Genomic DNA, 17,405 nt, shown 5'->3' on the forward strand with positions numbered 1-17,405 from the left:
GCAAAGCTTCGGGCAGGCGCTGGACCACGCCGCGCCAGAGATCGGCATGAGCAATGACGGTGCGGGTCTGGCTATCCTCAAGGATGTAGGCGACATCGCCGGCCTTCAGGTGCCAGTTGATCGGCAGCGTGGCGGCTCCCGCAAGGCGCACCGCCTCGCTCGCGGTCAGGAAGGCGATGTCGTTACGCAAAAAAAGCGCCACGCGGCCCTCTGCCGCCCCGAGCGCGACGAGCCCCGAGGCGGCACGCGCCGCTTGCCCAGCAATGCTCGCCGCATCGAAGCGCCTGCCGGCAAAAGCAACGTCTCCAGCCATTGCCCGTCTCGTCACCTGCCGCTGAACTTTGGCGTGCGTTTTTCCGCCCGCGCCCGAACACCTTCATCGAAATCGGGTGAGGCGAACGCCTCCGCTTGCAACCGGGCTTCAAGGGCCAGATGCGCCCCCAGATCGCCCGAGCGCGCCGAGACCACAAGACGCTTGGTCAATCCCAGCGCCCGCGTCGGCCCGGCAGCGAGATGGGCCGCAAAGGCATAGGCTTCATCCTCGAAGTCCGTCTCCGACAAGAGTTTCGCTGCAAGCCCCCATTCCAGCGCCTGCTCGGCCTCGATCACCTCGCCCAAAAGCGCCAGTGATGCCGCCCGCGACACGCCAAGCTTGTGGGTGAGCGCGAAAACAGTGCCCGCGTCCGGAACGGCGCCGATTTTGGTGAACGCCATATGGAGACGAGCCGACGGCGCCGCCACCATCAGATCGCCGGCCAGCGCAAGGCCGGTGCCCGCACCGGCCGCGGGCCCCTGAACCGCTGCGACAACCGGGTAGGAAAGCGCGGCGATCAAGCTCACGATCCGGTTCATTCCGGCCCTGAGTTCAGCTTCGATGGTCGTCCGTCGCGCCAAAATCGTATCCGGGGTCGCATCGGCGCCCGCGCAAAACGCACCTCCCGCACCCCTGACAAGCAGCGCCCGGGCGCTTGGCGCGGCGGTTTCGCGCTCCAGCACCGCCAACAGAGCCGACCGCATCTCGGCCGTCAGCGCGTTGCGCTTTTCCGGCCGATTGAGCGTCAGGACGAGAACATCGCCGCGTCGGCTTTCCAAAAGCTGGGGCACGAAAACCCTCTCTAAGTCGGTGTTGGTTCGATTTAATTCGCTTGTTATCTATTTGCAAGTGTATTATTTATCGGCTGAAAAGGCGAAGCCGCTCGTCGACATATAGGGGAGCCATCTTGGACGGTTCACACTCTAATGGCCGCGTTCTTTTGGAGGGTCAGGTGGCCATTGTCACCGGCGCCGGACGTGGCGTCGGACGTGACATTGCGCTTTTGTTGGCCGCCCATGGCGCCTCGGTCCTCGTCAACGATCTCGGCGGCGCGTCCGATGGCGGCGGCAACGATGCGGGACCGGCATCTTCGGTGGTCGGCGAGATCGAAGCCGCAGGCGGGCAGGCCGTTTCCAACGCAGCCTCCATCACCGAATATGGCAATGCCGACGCCATGGTGGAGCAGGCCGTCGACCGGTTCGGCCGCCTTGACATCGTCGTCAACAATGCCGGCATATTGCGCGATGCAATCTTCCACAAGATGAGCGAGGCGGACTGGGACGCCGTGATCGCGGTGCATTTGAAGGGTTCGTTCAACCTCGCCCGCGCCGCCGCGCCGGTCTTCCGATCGCAGGCATCGGGTCGGATGATCCATATGACCTCCAATTCAGGGCTGATCGGCAATTTCGGCCAGGCCAACTACATCGCCGCCAAGCTCGGCATTGTCGGCCTGTCGCGCGCCATCGCGCTCGATATGGCGCGCTACAATGTCACCTCAAACGTCATCGGGCCCCAGGCCTGGAGCCGTCTCATCGGCGTCATCCCGACCGAAACCGACGAAGAAAAAGCCCGTGTCGAAAGGTTCAAAAAGATGACGCCGGCCAAGATCGCGAATCTGGTCGTCGCCCTTGCCGCGCCCGATGCGCAGCACATCACGGGGCAGATTTTCGTCTGCCGAGGCAACGAAATTCACCTTATGAGCCAGCCGCGTCCGACCCGTTCGCTCGCCAACCCCGAGGGCTGGTCGCCCGAGACGATCCTTTCTGCCGCCTTCCCCGCGATGGAGGGCGCATTGACGCCACTTGAGCGCTCGAACGATGTGTTCGGCTGGGAGCCCGTCTGATGGGCGTTGTCGACACGCAGGAATCGTTCCGCGACAAGCTGGAAGGCTACAGGTTTCCGGAGGTCTTCCAGAGTTACGCCACCAGGGACTGCATCCTTTACGCGCTTGGCGTCGGCTTTGGCGAGAACCCCACCAACCGCGCCGAGCTGCCTTTCGTCTTCGAGGAACCGGAACTGAAGGTCGTGCCTTCCATGGCAGCCGTTCTGGCGGGCCCTGGGTTCTGGGCACGCGATCCCGATACCGGCATCGATTGGCAAAAGTTTCTTCATGCCGAGCAGGAAGTCGTCCTACACCGCCCCCTGCCCCCGGAGGCTTGGGTTCGGGCCAAGACGAAGGTCACGCGCATCATCGACAAGGGCGCCGACAAGGGCGCTTTGATTTATCTGGAGCGCGCCATTCAGGACGAGCAAGGTGAGCTGGCGACGGTGCGTGTCGTTAACTTTGCGCGCGGCAATGGCGGCTGCGGCGGCGATATGGGGCCGCAGCCCGCGCCCCACATCGTTCCCGAAGGGCCGCCTCAGACCAGTTTCGAGACCCATATCGACCCGCGATCGGCGCTTTTTTATCGCCTCTCCGGCGATCCCAATCCGCTCCATGTGGACCCGGACATGGCCGCGGCGGCCGGCTTCGAGCGGCCGATCCTGCACGGGCTTTGCTCCTTCGGCATCGCCACCCGTGCACTGCTGGCCAGCTATTGCGATTACGATCCGAGCCGCCTCAAGGCGATCGGGCTACGCTTCTCCAAGCCCGTCTATCCAGGCGAGACGATGCGCGTGGAGATGTGGCGCAGTGGCGAGACCGTCTCCTTCCGGGCGCGGATCGCGGATCGGGACGTCATCGCGCTCGATCACGGCCGCGCCGAGATCCGCTGAGCGATGCCGCCCCTGAACGGCATACGCGTCGTGGAGTTTGCCGGAATGGGTCCGGCGCCGTTCGCGGCGATGATTCTGGCGGACATGGGCGCCAAGGTGACGCGCATCGCCCGGCCCGGCCCTGAAGCGCCGCCGGGACTGGACGTCCTGACAAGGGGCCGCGACACGATCCATCTCGACCTCAAGGTCGAAAATGGCCGCGCCGAAGCGCTGCGGCTCGTCATCGAGGCCGACATGCTGATTGAAGGGTTCCGCCCTGGCGTCATGGAGCGCCTGGGGCTCGGGCCGGAGGACTGTCATGGCGCCAACCCGGCTCTTGTCTACGGCCGCATGACAGGGTGGGGTCAGGATGGCCCGCTGGCACAGAGCGCCGGCCACGACATCAACTACATCGCGATCACCGGCGCGCTCTGGTCGATGGGCGAGGCGGGCCGTCCGCCCCAGCCACCGTTGAACCTTCTGGGCGACTTTGGCGCCGGCGCGACCTATCTGGTCATCGGCCTTCTGGCGGCGCTTCACAAGGCACGGGCCACCGGCGCGGGAGACGTGGTCGATGCGGCGATCTGCGATGGTACCAATGCGATGATGGGTTTCGTGCGCGGGCAGAAGGCGCGCGGCCGCTGGCGATATGAGCGCGCCGCCAACCGGCTTGACGGATCGGCGCCCAATTACCGCGTCTATACCTGCGCCGATGGCAAGTGGCTCAGCGTCGGCGCGCTGGAGCGGAAATTCTTCGCCAACCTCCTCGCCGCCATGGGCTTTGAGGGCGCCGAACTTGAGCGCCATGCTTCGCTTGAGGCACCCGCCGAGACCGCCACCACGCTCGAAGCGCACTTTCTCACCAAAACCCGGAATGCATGGTGTGCCATCCTTGAAGGCATCGATTGCTGCATCGCGCCGGTGCTCGACCCCGATGAGGCACTGGACCATCCGCATATGAAAGCGCGTGCGCTCAATGCCCGCACGCCGACGGGCCCGCAGCCCGCGCCCGCGCCCCGCTTTCTCGGCACAGCGGCCATGGCAACCGGAAAGATGGCAACCGGAAAGATGGCGGCCGGAAAGAAGGCCGCCGGAGGCGCATCATGATCCGCGCCACGCGTTTCGAAGCTGCCGCGTTCGGCGGGCCGATCAAGGCCATGCGCCGCGACCTGCCTGACCCGACCGGCTCGGAAGTGATCGTTGAGGTGTCCCATTGCGGGGTCTGCCATACCGATCTTCATGTCCATCACGGGGGCTATGAGATCGGCGGCGGCAAGGAGCTCCGTTTCGAGGACCGGGGCGTCAGCCCGCCGCTGACCCTCGGCCATGAGATCGTTGGGCGGGTCGCCGCCGCCGGTCCGGATGCCGGCCACGTCTCCAAAGGCAATGTCGCCGTCTACCCCTGGATCGGCTGTGGCGCGTGCTTTCGCTGCGCTGCGGATGAAGATCATCTGTGCGCCAATGGTCGCTTCTTGGGCGTGTTCGCGCCCGGCGGTTATGCCAGCCATGTCGTCGTCCCCCATCCGCGTTACCTGTTCGACATCGGCGATCTCGATACGGCAAGCGCCGCGCTTTTCAGCTGTTCGGGACTGACAAGCTTCGGCGCGCTTCAGAAGATCGCCGATGTCCCCAAAGATGCCGCCGTGCTTGTCATCGGCGCGGGCGGGCTTGGGCAGACCACCATCGCGCTCGCCCGGCAGATGGGCTGGACCCGGCTCGTCGCGCTCGATCTGAACGCCGAAAAACGCGCGCTTGCGCTGGAGGCCGGCGCCTCGACCGCCGCAGACGCCACGGCAACCGATATCGAAAAACTCAAACAGATCGCCGAGGCGCCGATTCTCGCCGCGCTCGATTTCGTCGGCGGCGAGGCGACCGCCAGCTACGCGGTGAAGGCGTTGGAAAAGGGCGGCACCTTGGTCTTGATCGGGCTTTTCGGCGGCGAATTCAGCCATCCCCTGCCGCTCTTTCCGGTACGCGCCCTGACGGTGGCCGGCTCCTATGTCGGCAGTCTCGATGACATGGCCGATTACGTGGCCCATGTGCGGGCCCATGGCGCGCCGCGCCTGCCAATCGAAGAACGGCCCATGGAGCGGGCAGGCGATGTGCTCGGCGCCTTGTCGCGAGGCGAAATCTGCGGACGGGCGGTTCTGGTGAATCGCGGCTTTGAGGCGGCAGAGTGAACATGCATTTCGATCCGAAGACGCTTGAGCGCCCCGCCGGCCTGTTCGCTGAGGGCCGTTTGCAGAAGGCCAAGGGCCCCACCTTTGAGCATCCTTGCCCCTCCGATACGCGCCTGAGCCTTGCCTATTCGACCGCGACGGCCGACGATGTGGACCGCGTCGCGCGCCACGCCCGCAAGGCGGCGCGCGCATCGGGCTGGGCGAACCAGAGCGCCAAGGCGCGCGGGCGCGTGCTTCACCGCTGGGCCGATCTTGTCGAGGCGAATGCCGAAACGCTCGCCGCGCTTGAAGCGGTTGCCTCCTCGCGGCCGTTCGGCGACGTCATGGGGCGCGACGTGATGGTCGTCGCTTCGGCGCTGCGCACCTTCGCAGCTTACGCCGAGACTTATGAGAGCGCCGTGACCGCCACCGCAAGCGGTCAGCTTTCCATGGTCACGACAGAACCCTATGGTGTCGTCGTCGCCATCGCGCCGTGGAATTTTCCGCTGATCCTGTCGGCGTGGAAATTCGCGCCCGCGCTCGCCTCTGGCAATGCCGTCATCCTCAAACCATCCGAATTCACCCCCTTCTCGGCCTTGAAAGTCGCCGAGCTTGGCGCCCAGGCGGGCCTGCCCGGGGGCGTCTTCAACGTGCTGCCCGGCGATGCGGCGGTCGGCCGGGCGCTGGTCCGGCACCCCCACACCGATTACGTGACCTTCACCGGCTCAAGCGCGACCGGTGCGAAGATCATGGCGGACGCGGCCGCCAACGGTCTGAAACCGGTCAGCCTGGAGCTGGGCGGCAAGGGTGCCCAGCTCGTCTTCGACGATGCCAAAGACCTCGACCATATCGCCGATCTCGTCGCGCGCGGGGTGGCCTACAATAGCGGCCAGGTCTGCTTCGCCGGATCGCGGCTGGTGGTCCACCGGGCCGTCAAAGACGCGCTGATTGCCAAGATCGCCGACCGGTTGGGCAGGCTTGTCACCGGACCGACCTGGAGCGACGGGACCACCTTGCCGCCGATCATCAACAAGGCGCAGCTCACACGCATCGGCCGCATTGTCGAGGGGGCCGAGAAGCAGGGCGCCACACGCCTTTTTGGCGGTGAACCGGTCAAGACCAATGATGGCATTCACGCCTATGCACCGACCATCCTCGACCGGGTGGGGCCGGAGAACATCGCCTTTCAAGAGGAAATATTCGGCCCGGTCTTGGCCGTCGATACGTTCGGGAGCTTCGAGGATGGTATCGCCAAGGCGAACCACCCGGACTATGGCCTCGCCGCCTCGGTCCACACCGCCGATCTCGACCGCGCACTGACCGCATCGAAGCGGATCGACGCCGGCACGGTCTGGATCAACCATTGGGGCCGGGGCGAGGACATGACGAGCCCGTTCGGCGGTATGAAGAAATCCGGCCTGGGCAAGGATCTTGGTCGCGCCGGCTATGAGAAATATCTCAAGTCGAAATCGGTCTGGGTCGAACTCGGCGAGCCCCAATAGGATACAAATGCATCTCGGCCCGACGCGTTGCATGCCCGTATCGGGGTGGTCTTTCCTACATCGATCTTGGCAGGATAAGTGAAATCGCCGGCACCGCGATCAGCAGAATCAGCACGATGAAATCGCTGATCAGGAACCGCCATATGCCGGCGAAGATCCGGCCGATCCCCACCTTCTCCTCGATGGTCGCCGCAAGGACAAACACGTTCAGCCCCACCGGCGGCGTGATGAGGCCGATCTCCAAAAGCTTGACGATGATGACGCCGAACCAGATCAGATCGAACCCGAAGGCTTCGACCATCGGGATGATCAGGGGCAGCGTCAGCACCATGATCCCGACCGGATCGAGGAACATGCCGAGCACCAGATAGATCAGGCAGATGATGGCGATGAAGCCCCAAGGGCCGATGTTGGTCTGGGCAATGGCTGCGACCAGATCGTTGGAAAGCCCCGTCAGCGCGATCAACGCCACGAAAATCTTTGCGCAGGCCGCAATGAAGAAAATCACCGTGGTGGTGACCGTCACCTCGCGCACCAGCGGAACGATGTCGCGCAGCTTGATCCGCCCCCGGACCACGCCGAACAATGTGGCGAACATCAAGGACAGGGCCGCCGCTTCTGTGGCGGTGAAGAGGCCGCCATAGATGCCGCCGATGACGATGACGAAGAGCAGCAAGGCCGGCCAGGAGGCCAGAAGCGCCCGGTAGCGCTCCTCACGCGAATAGGTCACATCGCTGACGGGCGCGATCTCGGGCGAGCGACGCACCCATATGCAGACCACCAGCGCATAGCCGAGCAGCGAGATCATGCCCGGCACGAAGCCGGCGAGGAAAAGCTGCCCGATCGATGTCTCGGTGAAGATGGCGTAGATGATAAACAGGATCGACGGCGGGATCAGCGCGCCCAGCGTGCCGCCGGCCGCGACGCTCGCCGTGGCGAGGCGGGGATCATATTTCAGCCTGAGCATCTCCGGCGTGCAGATCTTGCCCATGGTCGATGCGCAGGCGATGGACGAGCCGGAGATGGCCGAGAAGCCACCGCAACCGGCAATCGACGCAATGGCCACGCCGCCCGGCATCCGCGCCAGCCAGATCCGCGCCGCCTTGTAGATCTCGGTGGTGATCTCCGCCTTGTATGCCACGTGCCCCAGCGCGATGAACAGCGGGATCATCGACAGATTGTAGGAGTGGATGATGCTGAAGCTGCTCGAAAACGCAACCGACAGCGTTCGCGACAGGGCACGGTCGGGCATGAAGGTGCCCGTTCGCATGGCGAAGACGAAGAACAGCGCCACGACGGCGACACCGCCAATGGCCCAGGCGATGGGCACCCGGATCGCCAGAAGCACGATCACCGCCGCGCAGGCGATGTAGCCTATGAGGGAAACGTCCACTGTTCCGCCCGCGCCGCTATAAGGTGGCCGGGGCCGGCCGACCCATGACCGCCGCGCGCGCATCCACCCAAAGGATGGTCAGAAGGCGCAAGAGCACGAAAGCAAAGGCCAAAACGAAGGCACCCCGGCTGATCCATTTGGGGATGAACAGATCGCCGCCGTGATGCGAGCCACTTTCGAGCGCGCGCGTGAACTGGTCCCAGCCGCCGGCCAGCAGGGCCGAAACGACGACCATTCCAACCAGTGCGGCGAACACGGCGATCCAGCGGTTGAGCCAATCGGGAAAGAAGCTTGCAATGACCTCGATCGATACATTGGCGCGCTTCGCCGTGGCCGCGCTCAGAGGAAACAAGATGGCCGGGACCATGAACTCACGCACGATGATGATGCCATCAGGAAAGCCAAAGCCGAGGAATTCGCGACAGATGACAATGGCGACGATCAGAATGCAGAGCAGAACGATCGAGATTGCCCCCAATGTTTCGAGGATGAACTCGATTCGACCGAAAAGGCGATTGACCATTGTGCGGTTCCGGCTCTTGGTCCTGCGGCGCACAAGCACGCCGCAGGGTCCGCTCGCTGGTGGTTAGCTGCGTTCCCAAGGGACCCCATCATTGGCTTCGATGGCGTTCCACTTCTCGATCAGGGACAGCATCTCATCCATGATCGCCTGACCGTCAAGGCCGGTGGCCTGGGCATCCGCCAGCCAGATATCGATGATCGGCCGCGCCGCTTCGCCGAACGCCTCATAATCGGCTTCGCTGAACGCGCGCTGGGACAACGCCCCTTCGCCGGATGTCATGGCTTCGATTGCCGCGGCCTCGGCCCGGCCCAGATATTCGCCATAGAAATCGGGCATGGCCGCGCCTGCTGCCAGGACAGCAGCCCGTTCGTCCTCGGAAAGGCTCTCAAAGGAGTCCTTGTTCATCACCGTGGCCAGAACGATGCTTGAAGACAGCTCGATGGGGGTGATCGTCTCAAGCAACTCGTCGAGCTGGGTCGCCTTGGCGAAATAGCCATAGGTGACCGTGCAGTCGATCAGGCCGGTCTGCATGCTCTGATAGACCTCGTAGATCGGCATGTTGACCATGTTGCCGCCAAGCGGTTGGAACAGGTCGCTCATGGAGTTGGTGCGGCTGATCTTGACGCCATCGACATCGGCAACGGACCTGATCTGGCCTTCATTGCAGCCCAGAAGCGCAATTGGCAGCGCATAGAAGTTGACGAACACCAGATTGCGCTCGTCAAGGCGCGCCTTGATCGTTTCGTTGGTCGTGAAGAGCTCATGCATCGCGCTCATCATCACCCAGGGGCTGGCATTGGTCATCGGCAGGCCGCCGAGCGCCAGCTCCGGCATTTCCGATTGGGTATAAGGCCCGACGATCAGACCCAGATCGGCCACGCCGGCGCTCATGGAATCGAGCGCGGCCGTCGTCTGGAAGAGCGCCCCGCCCCAATTGTTCTCAACCGCAAGAGCCCCCCCCGATTTCTCGGCGATCAGCGTGCTAAGATGGTTGACCGCCTCGGCCCGGATGCCGCGGTTCGGTCCCGGATCGTTGGAGATCAACAGGGTCTGCGCCTGCGCGCCGAACGCAAAGACGGATGTCGCCGCGGCCAGTGCCGCCATTTTGAAAAGCTTGGTCACGTGGTTCCTCCCAGTTTCAAGCACAAACTTCATTGAGCAATGCTTAGTAGGATGATAGATAGCATGATAACTATTATCTAGCAATCTATTTCTCGCCATTGCTTGCATGGCCCGTTGCGGGCGCACCGAAGTGCGAACCGCCGGCCACTCGGCCAACGGTCCCCGCGGAGCATTCGGCAAGGAGAGCTGGGGGAATGGGCAGCCGCCGGGCCGTCGTGAACAACCAGGCCCGAAACCTGAACCCCCACACGACCTAATGGCTGAGCACCTTATCGAGAAACTCTCGGGCGCGGTCGTTTTGCGGGCTTGTGAAGAACGTTTCCGGATCGTTCTGTTCAACCAACTCACCCGCATCCATGAACACCACGCGATCGGCGACCTTGCGCGCAAAGCCCATCTCGTGGGTCACGCAGACCATGGTCATGCCCTCGTTCGCCAGTGAGACCATCACGTCGAGCACCTCGCCGATCATTTCGGGGTCGAGCGCCGATGTCGGCTCGTCGAACAGCATGATGTCGGGCTGCATGCACAGCGAGCGGGCGATGGCCACGCGCTGCTGCTGCCCGCCGGACAGTTGCGCGGGATGCTTGTGCGCCTGATCGGCGATCTGCACCCGCGACAGATAGGCCATCGCCAGTTCCTCGGCCTCCGCCGGCGTCGCCTTCTTGGTGCGGACCGGCGCCAGCGTGCAGTTCTCCAGCACGGTCATGTGCGGGAACAGGTTGAAATGCTGGAACACCATGGAGACCCTGCGGCGCACCGCGTCCATGTTCGGCGCGTCCGCCCGGATCTCCTCGCCGTCGATCTCGATCGTGCCGGACTGGTGTTCCTCAAGCTGGTTGATCGTCCGGATCATGGTCGACTTGCCCGAGCCGGAGGGCCCGCACACGACCATCTTCTCGCCCCTGGCCACCGACAGGGTGACGTCGCGCAGGGCATGGTGCTTGCCGTAGAACTTGTTCACATTACGCATGGCTATGGCCGGGACATTGCCCATCGCAGCGTTCCCTCAATCGCTGATCGCGGCGGTGACGATGATCTCGACCTTCAGCGCCGGCCGGGCGAGCCTTGCCTCGCCACAGGCGCGGGCCGGGGCATGGCCTTGCGGCACCCAGGCGTCCCAAACGGCGTTCATCGCGGCGAAATCGGCCATGTCGGCCAGCCAGACGATGGCTTGCAGAATATGCGCGCGGTCCGAGCCCGCCTCCTTCAGAAGCGCGTCCACCCGCGACAGGCAGTCGGCGGTCTGCCCGGCCACCGTCTCGCCCTCGCCGACCTGACCGCACAGATAGACGGTGCCGTTGTGCCTGACGATCTTGCTCATGCGCCGGCCGGTGTGCAGGCGTTCGATCATGTTTCCATCCTATTGCCTAAGGCCGCGCGCCTTCAGCGCCGCGGCGATGTCGTCGAGGCTCGCAGGATCGTCGATGGTGGCCGGCATGCGCCAGTCCGTGCCGTCGGCGATCTTCTGCATGGTGCCGCGCACCACCTTGCCCGAGCGCGTCTTGGGAAGGCCCGGCACGGCGATGGACGTCTTGAAGGCGGCCACCGGCCCGATCCTTTCGCGCACCAGGGCCACAAGCTCCTTTTCAAGCTCCGCCTCACTTCGCTCGACACCGGCCTTGGTGACGAAGAAGCCGATGGGCAATTGCCCCTTGATGGCGTCGGCCATGCCGACCACCGCGCATTCGGCGATATCGGGATGGCCGGCGATGACCTCTTCCATGGCGCCCGTGGAAAGCCGGTGCCCGGCCACATTGATGATGTCGTCGGTGCGCGCCATGATGAAGACATAGCCGTCCTCGTCCATGATCCCGGCGTCCGATGTCGCATAATAGCCGGGGAACTCGTCCAGATAGGCTTTGCGGAAGCGATCTTCGGCGTTCCACAATGTGGGAAAGCCCGAGGGCGGCAGCGGCAGCTTGCAGACGATATTGCCCAGCGTGCCGCGCGGCACGGGATGGCCTGCATCGTCGAGCACGTCGATGGCGTAACCCGGCATGGGCACGCCCGGCGAGCCGGGCTTGACCGGCACGAGGCCAAGGCCCACCGGATTGCCGGACATGGGCCAGCCGGTTTCAGTCTGCCACCAGTGGTCCACCACCGGCCGGTCGAGCGTGTCGCGCGCCCAGGCGATGGTCGCCGCATCGGAACGTTCGCCGGCCAGGAACAGCGTGCGGAAGGCGCTCAGGTCGTAATCGCCGATCAGCGCGCCGTCCGGGTCCTCCTTCCGGATGGCGCGGAAGGCCGTGGGCGCGGTGAAGAGCGCCGCCACCTTGTGGTCGGCGATCACCCGCCAGAAGGCGCCGGCATCGGGCGTGCCCACCGGTTTGCCCTCATAGAGCACCGTGGCGCAGCCATGCAGCAACGGCGCATAGCAGATATAGGAATGGCCGACGACCCAACCGACATCGGACGCCGCCCAGAAGGTTTCGCCGGGCTTGACGCCGTAATGGTGCGCCATGGTCCATTTCAGCGCGACCATGTGTCCGCCATTGTCGCGCACCACGCCCTTGGGCTGGCCAGTCGTGCCCGAGGTATAGAGGATATAGAGCGGGTCGGTGGCCAGAACGGGCACGCATTGCGTCGTGGCGCCCGCTGCGAGCGCCGCGCCGACCGTTTCGGCATAATCGAGATCGCGGCCGGGCACCATCTCGCAGGGGAGCGCTTCGCGTTGCAGGATCAGGCAGGTCTGCGGCTTGACCGATGCGATGTCGATGGCCTCGTCCAGGAGCGGCTTATAGGCGACGATGCGGTTCGGCTCGATGCCGCAGGAAGCCGAGACGATGCATTTGGGCTGGGCATCGTCGATGCGCGTGGCCAGTTCGCGCGCCGCAAAGCCGCCAAAGACGACCGAATGGATCGCACCCAGCCGCGCGCAGGCCAGCATGGCGAAAATCGCCTCGGGCACCATGGGCATATAGACGATCACGCGGTCGCCCCTGCCGACGCCCTGGGCGCGCAGCACATGCGCGAGCGCGCTCACCCGTGCCAGAAGGTCGGCATAGGCGAAGCTTTCGACCGTGCCGGTGACGGGGCTGTCGTAAATCAGCGCCGTGCGGTCCCCATGGCCCGCCGCCACATGCCGGTCCACGCAATTGTGGCAGGTGTTGCAGGTGGCACCCGCGAACCAGCGGCCATAGGCGCCCATCTGCGGATCGAAGACCGTCTTGGCCGGCTCGAACCAGTCGATGGCCTTGGCCGCTTCGCGCCAGAAGGCGACCGGGTCGGCCTTCCAGCGCGCATAGGTCTCAGCGTAGCGCGAACCCGTCATCGGATCAGCACGTATAGTTCATGCCGATGCGCCCGCCATCCACATAGATGGTCTCGCCGGTTATGTAGCTGGCCTTTTTGCCGGCGAGGAACGCCACCACATCGGCGATCTCGCGCGGGGTGCCCACGCGCTTGAGCGGGGTGCGCGACATCACCATCTTCATCGCCTCGGGGTTGGCGTTGACGCCGGCCATCATCTCCGTGTCGATGGAGCCGGGCCCCACCGCGTTGACGCGGATATTGTGCGGCGCGAGCGCCAGCGCCGCGACCTTGGTGAGCTGCATGACACCGCCCTTGGACGCGCAATAGGCGGGAATGGCCGGGATCGCCACCTGGGCGTTGATCGACGACATGTTGACGATGGCGCCCTCGATTTTTGCCGCGACCATGGTCCTGGCGGCGCGCTGGGTGGCCAGGAAAACGCCGCGCAGATTGATGTCGATAACCCGCTCGAACGCCGCCAGATCATAGGTGAGGAAATCGCCGGGCATGGCGACGCCGGCATTGTTGACGAGGATCGACACCGGCCCGTGCCCGGCTTCGATCGCATCGAACAGGGCGTCGATCTGACCGGCATCGCCCATGTCGCAGACCATGCCGACGGCCCCGCCTCCGAGCCTTTCGGCCGCATCCTTCACGCCGTTGGCATCGATGTCGGCCAGGATCAGCCGCGCGCCGTCTTCGGCCAAAGCCTCGGCGCAGGCATAGCCGATGCCCTGCGCGGCGCCGGTGACCAGCGCCAATTGTGTGTCCGTCATGCCTTTATCCTCTCAATCCTCGTAGCCGTAATCGGCCTTCGCCTGTTCCGGCGTGATCATGCCCGCCTCCAGATCGGCGGCGACACGCGCCCTGTCGCGCCTTGCCGGATCGCCATAGCCGCCCCCGCCCGGCAGGCAGAGCCGCAGGCGCTGGCCGTTCCTGACCAGTTGCCGGCCCTTGGCCTTCAAAGGCGTGCCGTCGACCAGTTCGACCCGCCCCGCCCCGCCCGGCCCGCCGCCCTCGCGGCCGCGCGCGGCGTTTTCTACACGGTCGAACATGGCGTTGAACCAGAAATCATAGCCCGCGCGCGGTTCGATCTCGATCGTCTGCCCCAATCCACCCCGCAAAGCGCCAACCCCACCCGAACCCTCGCGCAGATCCTTGCGCCACACGGTGATGGGGCCGACATGTTCGGTGGCCTCCACGCTCATGGTCGAGACGCCGGAGGGGAAGGCCGTGGCCGACAGCCCGTCGGTGGAAGGGCGCGCACCGGTGCCGCCGGAATTGAACATCAGCACCTCGCGGTTGGGCAGCCCGCTGGCCGGATCGCCGGGGCGCGCCGAAATCTGGATGTTCCACAGCGCGCTCGCCCCTTCCGCCGGCACGGTTCCAGGAATGGCCTGATGCAGCGCGCCCAGCACCACATCGGGCACCAGATGGCCGAGCACATGGCGCACCGAGACCGGCGCGGGGCGTCTGGCGGCGAGGATGCAGCCCTCCGGCGCGGTGATCTCGAAGGGCTCCAGCGAGCCCGTATTGTTGGGCACCTGCGGCGCGATGGCGCATTTCAGCCCATAGCAGGCATAGGCTCGGGTATAGACCTCGGGCACATTGACGCCGAACCGGCTCATGCCCGACGTGCCGGCGAAATCGGCGGTCAGCCGGTCGCCCTTGACGGTCAGCGTCACAACCATGGTCACCGGCGCGTCATAACCGTCGACCTGCATCGTGTTGCGATAGGTGCCGGAGGGCACTTCGGCGATGGCCGCGCGCGTCGCCTTGCGGCTGGTCTCGACGATGAAGTCCGAAAGCCCGTCCAGATCGGCGATGCCGAACTCGTCCAGCATGGCCTGAAGGCGGCGGTCGCCGATCTCGTTGCAGGCGGCCAGCGAATACATGTCGCCGGCCACCTGGTCCGGCTCGCGCACATTGGCCCGCACGATGCGCAGCAGCATCTCGTCCACCCGGCCGCGCTCTGCAAATTTCATGATCGGGATCAGGAGGCCCTCTTCATAGACCTCGTTGGCGTCCGGCCCGAAGCCGCGCCCGCCAATATCGACCACATGGGCCGTGCAGGCGAAAAAGCCGATGTGCAGCCCGCCCCGGAAGATCGGCGTGACCACGGTGAAATCGTGCAGATGGCCCGTCCCCAGCCAGGGATCGTTGGTGACGAAGACGTCGCCCTCGAAAATGTTCCGCGCGCCGATCTCGCGGGCGAAATGGGTGACGCTTTCGGCCATGGCGTTCACATGGCCGGGCGTGCCGGTGACGGCCTGCGCCATCATGCGGCCCTTGTGGTCGAACAGGCCGGCCGATAGGTCGCCCGCCTCGCGCACGGAGGTGGAAAAGGCGGTGCGGATCAGCGTCGTCGCCTGTTCCTCGACCACCGCGATGAGCCGGTTCCACATGATCTGATAATCGATGGAGGTCGGTGCCATGGCTCAGCCCCCCTTCCGCGTCAAAAGCAGGCTGCCGTCGGGTTGCCCCGTAGCGCGAAAGGCCGAGGTGACGATGGTGGAGGTCTCGCTTTCCACGATCACCGCCGGCCCTTCGACCGCGACGCCCGGTCGCATCGCCGCGCGCTCCACTTCGCGCGCCTCGACGGTTGCGCGTTGCGCGGCGTCGTAGAAGCTGCGCGGCCGCGAGGGCACAACCGCGCCGCTGTCGGGCGGGCGCCCGACCCTTGCCGCCGGCGGCCGGCGCGTGCCGACCACCAGCGACCAGTTGGTAATCTCGATGGCAAGACCGTCGATGGTGCGCCCGAACAGGGTCCGGTAGGCGGCCTCGAAGGCTTGCCCGATCATGTCTGTGTCGTCCGCCGTGAAGACGCGGTGCGCCAACGGCACGGGGATTTCCCAGCCCTGGCCCGAATAGCGCATGAAGGCGGTCAGCCGCGTTGTCGTGGCGGCGTCGCCCGCGCCTTGCGTCACGAAGGCGGCGGCCTCATTGTCCAGTGCCGCCAAGGCAGCGTTCACGGCATCGGCGTCGAACGCATCGAGACGCTGGAACAGGCCCCTGGTGGCCTCATAGCTGAACGGCGCCTTCAAAAAGCCGATGGCCGAGCCCACGCCCGCGCCGGGCGGGACGATCAGCGCGTCGATGCCCAGCTTCTCGCACAGGCGGCACGCATGCAGCGGCGCGCCGCCGCCGAATGCGATCATGGTGAAATGCTCGATGTCGCGACCGTTCTCCACCGTGTGGACGCGCGCCGCATTGGCCATGTTCTCGTCGACCATTTCGGTGATGCCGAAGGCGGCATCTTCCACCGGCAGGCCAAGCGATGCCGCAAGCTTGTCGTCAACCGCTGTTGAAGCCTTGTCGGTCGAAAGTGCGATGGCGCCGCCGGCGAAATTGTCCGCGTCCAGCCGGCCCAGAAGCAGGTTGGCATCGGTGACGGTGGGTTCGGTGCCGCCGCGCCGGTAACAGGCCGGCCCCGGCTCGGAGCCCGCCGAGCGCGGCCCCACCTGGATGCGGCCCATGGTATCGATCGAGGCGATCGAGCCACCGCCCGCGCCGATCTCCACCATTTCCACGACCGGCGTCGAGACCACCATGCCCGAGCCCTTCTTGAACCGGTAGGTGCGCGCCACCTCGAACGTGCCGGCCGTTTTGGGCTCGCCATCCTCGATAAGGCAGATCTTGGCGGTGGTGCCGCCCATGTCGAAGGACAGAAGTTTGTCGAGCCCGTGCGCGCGGGCGAATGTGGCGGCGAAGATGGCGCCGCCCGCAGGTCCCGATTCGAGCAGGCGCACGGGCTGTGCGGCGGCCGTCTCCACCGCGATCAGCCCGCCGCCCGAATGCAGCATGAAGACCGGCGCGCCGATGCCGGCATCGCGCAGCCGGGCCACCAGTCGGCCCAGATAGGCCGCCACCTGCGGCCGCACATAGGCATTGGCGATGACGGTGTTGAAGCGCGGCAGCTCGCGCATCTGCGGCGAGACGACCGACGACAGCGAGATGGACAGGGCCGGCGCGTGGCGGCGCAGCGCATCTTCCATCATCCGCTCATGGCCCTCATTGGCGTAGGCGTGCATGAAGCCGATGGCGACCGCCTCATAGCCGGCATCGACGATGCGCCGGGCCAACGCGTCCGCCTCGTCAGGGTCGAGCGGCAAGAGCACCTCACCGCGAGGACCGATACGCTCGGCGACCGTGAAGCGGTCCCTGCGCGGCACCAGCGGCGCGGGCAGTTCGAGGTTGAGATCATATTGCTCGAAGCGGTTTTCAGAGCGCATCTCGATCACGTCGCGAAAGCCCTCGGTGGTGACGAAGGCCGTCTTGGCGCCGCGCCGCTCGATCAGCGCATTGGTGACCAGCGTCGTGCCGTGGATCACCTGGCCGATGTCTTCAAGAGCGACCCCCGCCGCGCCGGCGGCCCTGGCGATGCCCTCCAGGATCGCCCGTTCGGGTTCGGCATAGTCGGTCAGCACCTTGGCCGTCGAAAGCC

General features: G+C 65.3%; 16 protein-coding genes. 5 read left to right on the forward strand and 11 right to left on the reverse strand.

Annotated elements, in window-relative coordinates; all coding sequences use genetic code 11:
* Both AC5E6L_RS00260 and AC5E6L_RS00265 read right to left on the reverse strand, forming a co-directional pair.
* Positions 1-313, reverse strand: a 313-nt coding sequence (locus AC5E6L_RS00260; RefSeq protein WP_491770440.1) for an AMP-binding protein, incomplete at its 3' end; no start/stop codon positions are given.
* An 11-nt stretch (positions 314-324) separates the two neighbouring features.
* Positions 325-1,104, reverse strand: coding sequence for an enoyl-CoA hydratase-related protein (locus AC5E6L_RS00265; RefSeq protein ID WP_491770442.1), 780 nt, complete (start codon positions 1,102-1,104; stop codon positions 325-327).
* Between the two features lie 161 nt (positions 1,105-1,265).
* Here AC5E6L_RS00265 and AC5E6L_RS00270 point away from each other — a divergent pair, with 161 nt between their 5' ends.
* Genes AC5E6L_RS00270 through AC5E6L_RS00290 form a run of 5 tightly spaced genes read left to right on the forward strand, consistent with a single transcriptional unit; the run spans position 1,266 to position 6,668 of the window.
* A complete protein-coding gene (locus AC5E6L_RS00270; RefSeq protein ID WP_491770444.1) occupies positions 1,266-2,156 on the forward strand; it encodes an SDR family NAD(P)-dependent oxidoreductase in 891 nt (296 codons plus the stop codon).
* The gene (locus AC5E6L_RS00275; RefSeq protein WP_491770446.1) at positions 2,156-3,028 is read left to right on the forward strand and encodes a MaoC/PaaZ C-terminal domain-containing protein; all 873 of its coding nucleotides are present in this window, start codon (positions 2,156-2,158) and stop codon (positions 3,026-3,028) included. The genes AC5E6L_RS00270 and AC5E6L_RS00275 overlap by 1 nt, the downstream gene beginning before the upstream one ends.
* A 3-nt stretch (positions 3,029-3,031) precedes the next feature.
* On the forward strand, positions 3,032-4,114 hold the full coding sequence (locus AC5E6L_RS00280) for a CaiB/BaiF CoA transferase family protein (protein WP_491770448.1): 1,083 nt from the start codon (positions 3,032-3,034) through the stop codon (positions 4,112-4,114).
* Positions 4,111-5,187, forward strand: a complete 1,077-nt coding sequence (locus tag AC5E6L_RS00285; protein WP_491770450.1) for an alcohol dehydrogenase — start codon at positions 4,111-4,113, stop codon at positions 5,185-5,187. The genes AC5E6L_RS00280 and AC5E6L_RS00285 overlap by 4 nt, the downstream gene beginning before the upstream one ends.
* A gap of 2 nt (positions 5,188-5,189) precedes the next feature.
* On the forward strand, positions 5,190-6,668 hold the full coding sequence (locus AC5E6L_RS00290; protein ID WP_491770470.1) for an aldehyde dehydrogenase family protein: 1,479 nt from the start codon (positions 5,190-5,192) through the stop codon (positions 6,666-6,668).
* Positions 6,669-6,723: 55 nt separating this feature from the next.
* On the opposite strand, the gene AC5E6L_RS00295 is transcribed toward AC5E6L_RS00290, so the two are convergent.
* From AC5E6L_RS00295 to AC5E6L_RS00335, 9 genes are all read right to left on the reverse strand, one after another.
* Positions 6,724-8,061, reverse strand: coding sequence for a TRAP transporter large permease (locus tag AC5E6L_RS00295; protein ID WP_491230154.1), 1,338 nt, complete (start codon positions 8,059-8,061; stop codon positions 6,724-6,726).
* Positions 8,062-8,077: 16 nt separating this feature from the next.
* Positions 8,078-8,584, reverse strand: a complete 507-nt coding sequence (locus AC5E6L_RS00300; RefSeq protein WP_491230153.1) for a TRAP transporter small permease — start codon at positions 8,582-8,584, stop codon at positions 8,078-8,080.
* A 63-nt stretch (positions 8,585-8,647) separates the two neighbouring features.
* Entirely contained in the window at positions 8,648-9,706 is a 1,059-nt protein-coding gene (gene dctP, locus AC5E6L_RS00305) for a TRAP transporter substrate-binding protein DctP (RefSeq protein ID WP_491770453.1), read from the reverse strand.
* Positions 9,707-9,959: 253 nt separating this feature from the next.
* Entirely contained in the window at positions 9,960-10,703 is a 744-nt protein-coding gene (locus tag AC5E6L_RS00310) for an amino acid ABC transporter ATP-binding protein (protein WP_491230151.1), read from the reverse strand.
* Positions 10,704-10,715: 12 nt separating this feature from the next.
* On the reverse strand, positions 10,716-11,060 hold the full coding sequence (locus AC5E6L_RS00315) for a RidA family protein (RefSeq protein WP_491770455.1): 345 nt from the start codon (positions 11,058-11,060) through the stop codon (positions 10,716-10,718).
* Positions 11,061-11,069: 9 nt separating this feature from the next.
* Positions 11,070-12,980: a propionyl-CoA synthetase gene (locus tag AC5E6L_RS00320; protein ID WP_491770457.1), complete on the reverse strand. Its 1,911-nt coding sequence runs from the start codon at positions 12,978-12,980 to the stop codon at positions 11,070-11,072.
* A gap of 4 nt (positions 12,981-12,984) precedes the next feature.
* Positions 12,985-13,737, reverse strand: a complete 753-nt coding sequence (locus AC5E6L_RS00325) for an SDR family NAD(P)-dependent oxidoreductase (protein ID WP_491229190.1) — start codon at positions 13,735-13,737, stop codon at positions 12,985-12,987.
* A 12-nt stretch (positions 13,738-13,749) separates the two neighbouring features.
* The gene (locus tag AC5E6L_RS00330) at positions 13,750-15,396 is read right to left on the reverse strand and encodes a hydantoinase B/oxoprolinase family protein (RefSeq protein WP_491770459.1); all 1,647 of its coding nucleotides are present in this window, start codon (positions 15,394-15,396) and stop codon (positions 13,750-13,752) included.
* Between the two features lie 3 nt (positions 15,397-15,399).
* On the reverse strand, positions 15,400-17,405 hold a 2,006-nt coding region (locus AC5E6L_RS00335; protein ID WP_491770461.1), incomplete at its 5' end, for a hydantoinase/oxoprolinase family protein.

The sequence above is a fragment of the Roseitalea sp. genome (assembly GCF_984466335.1).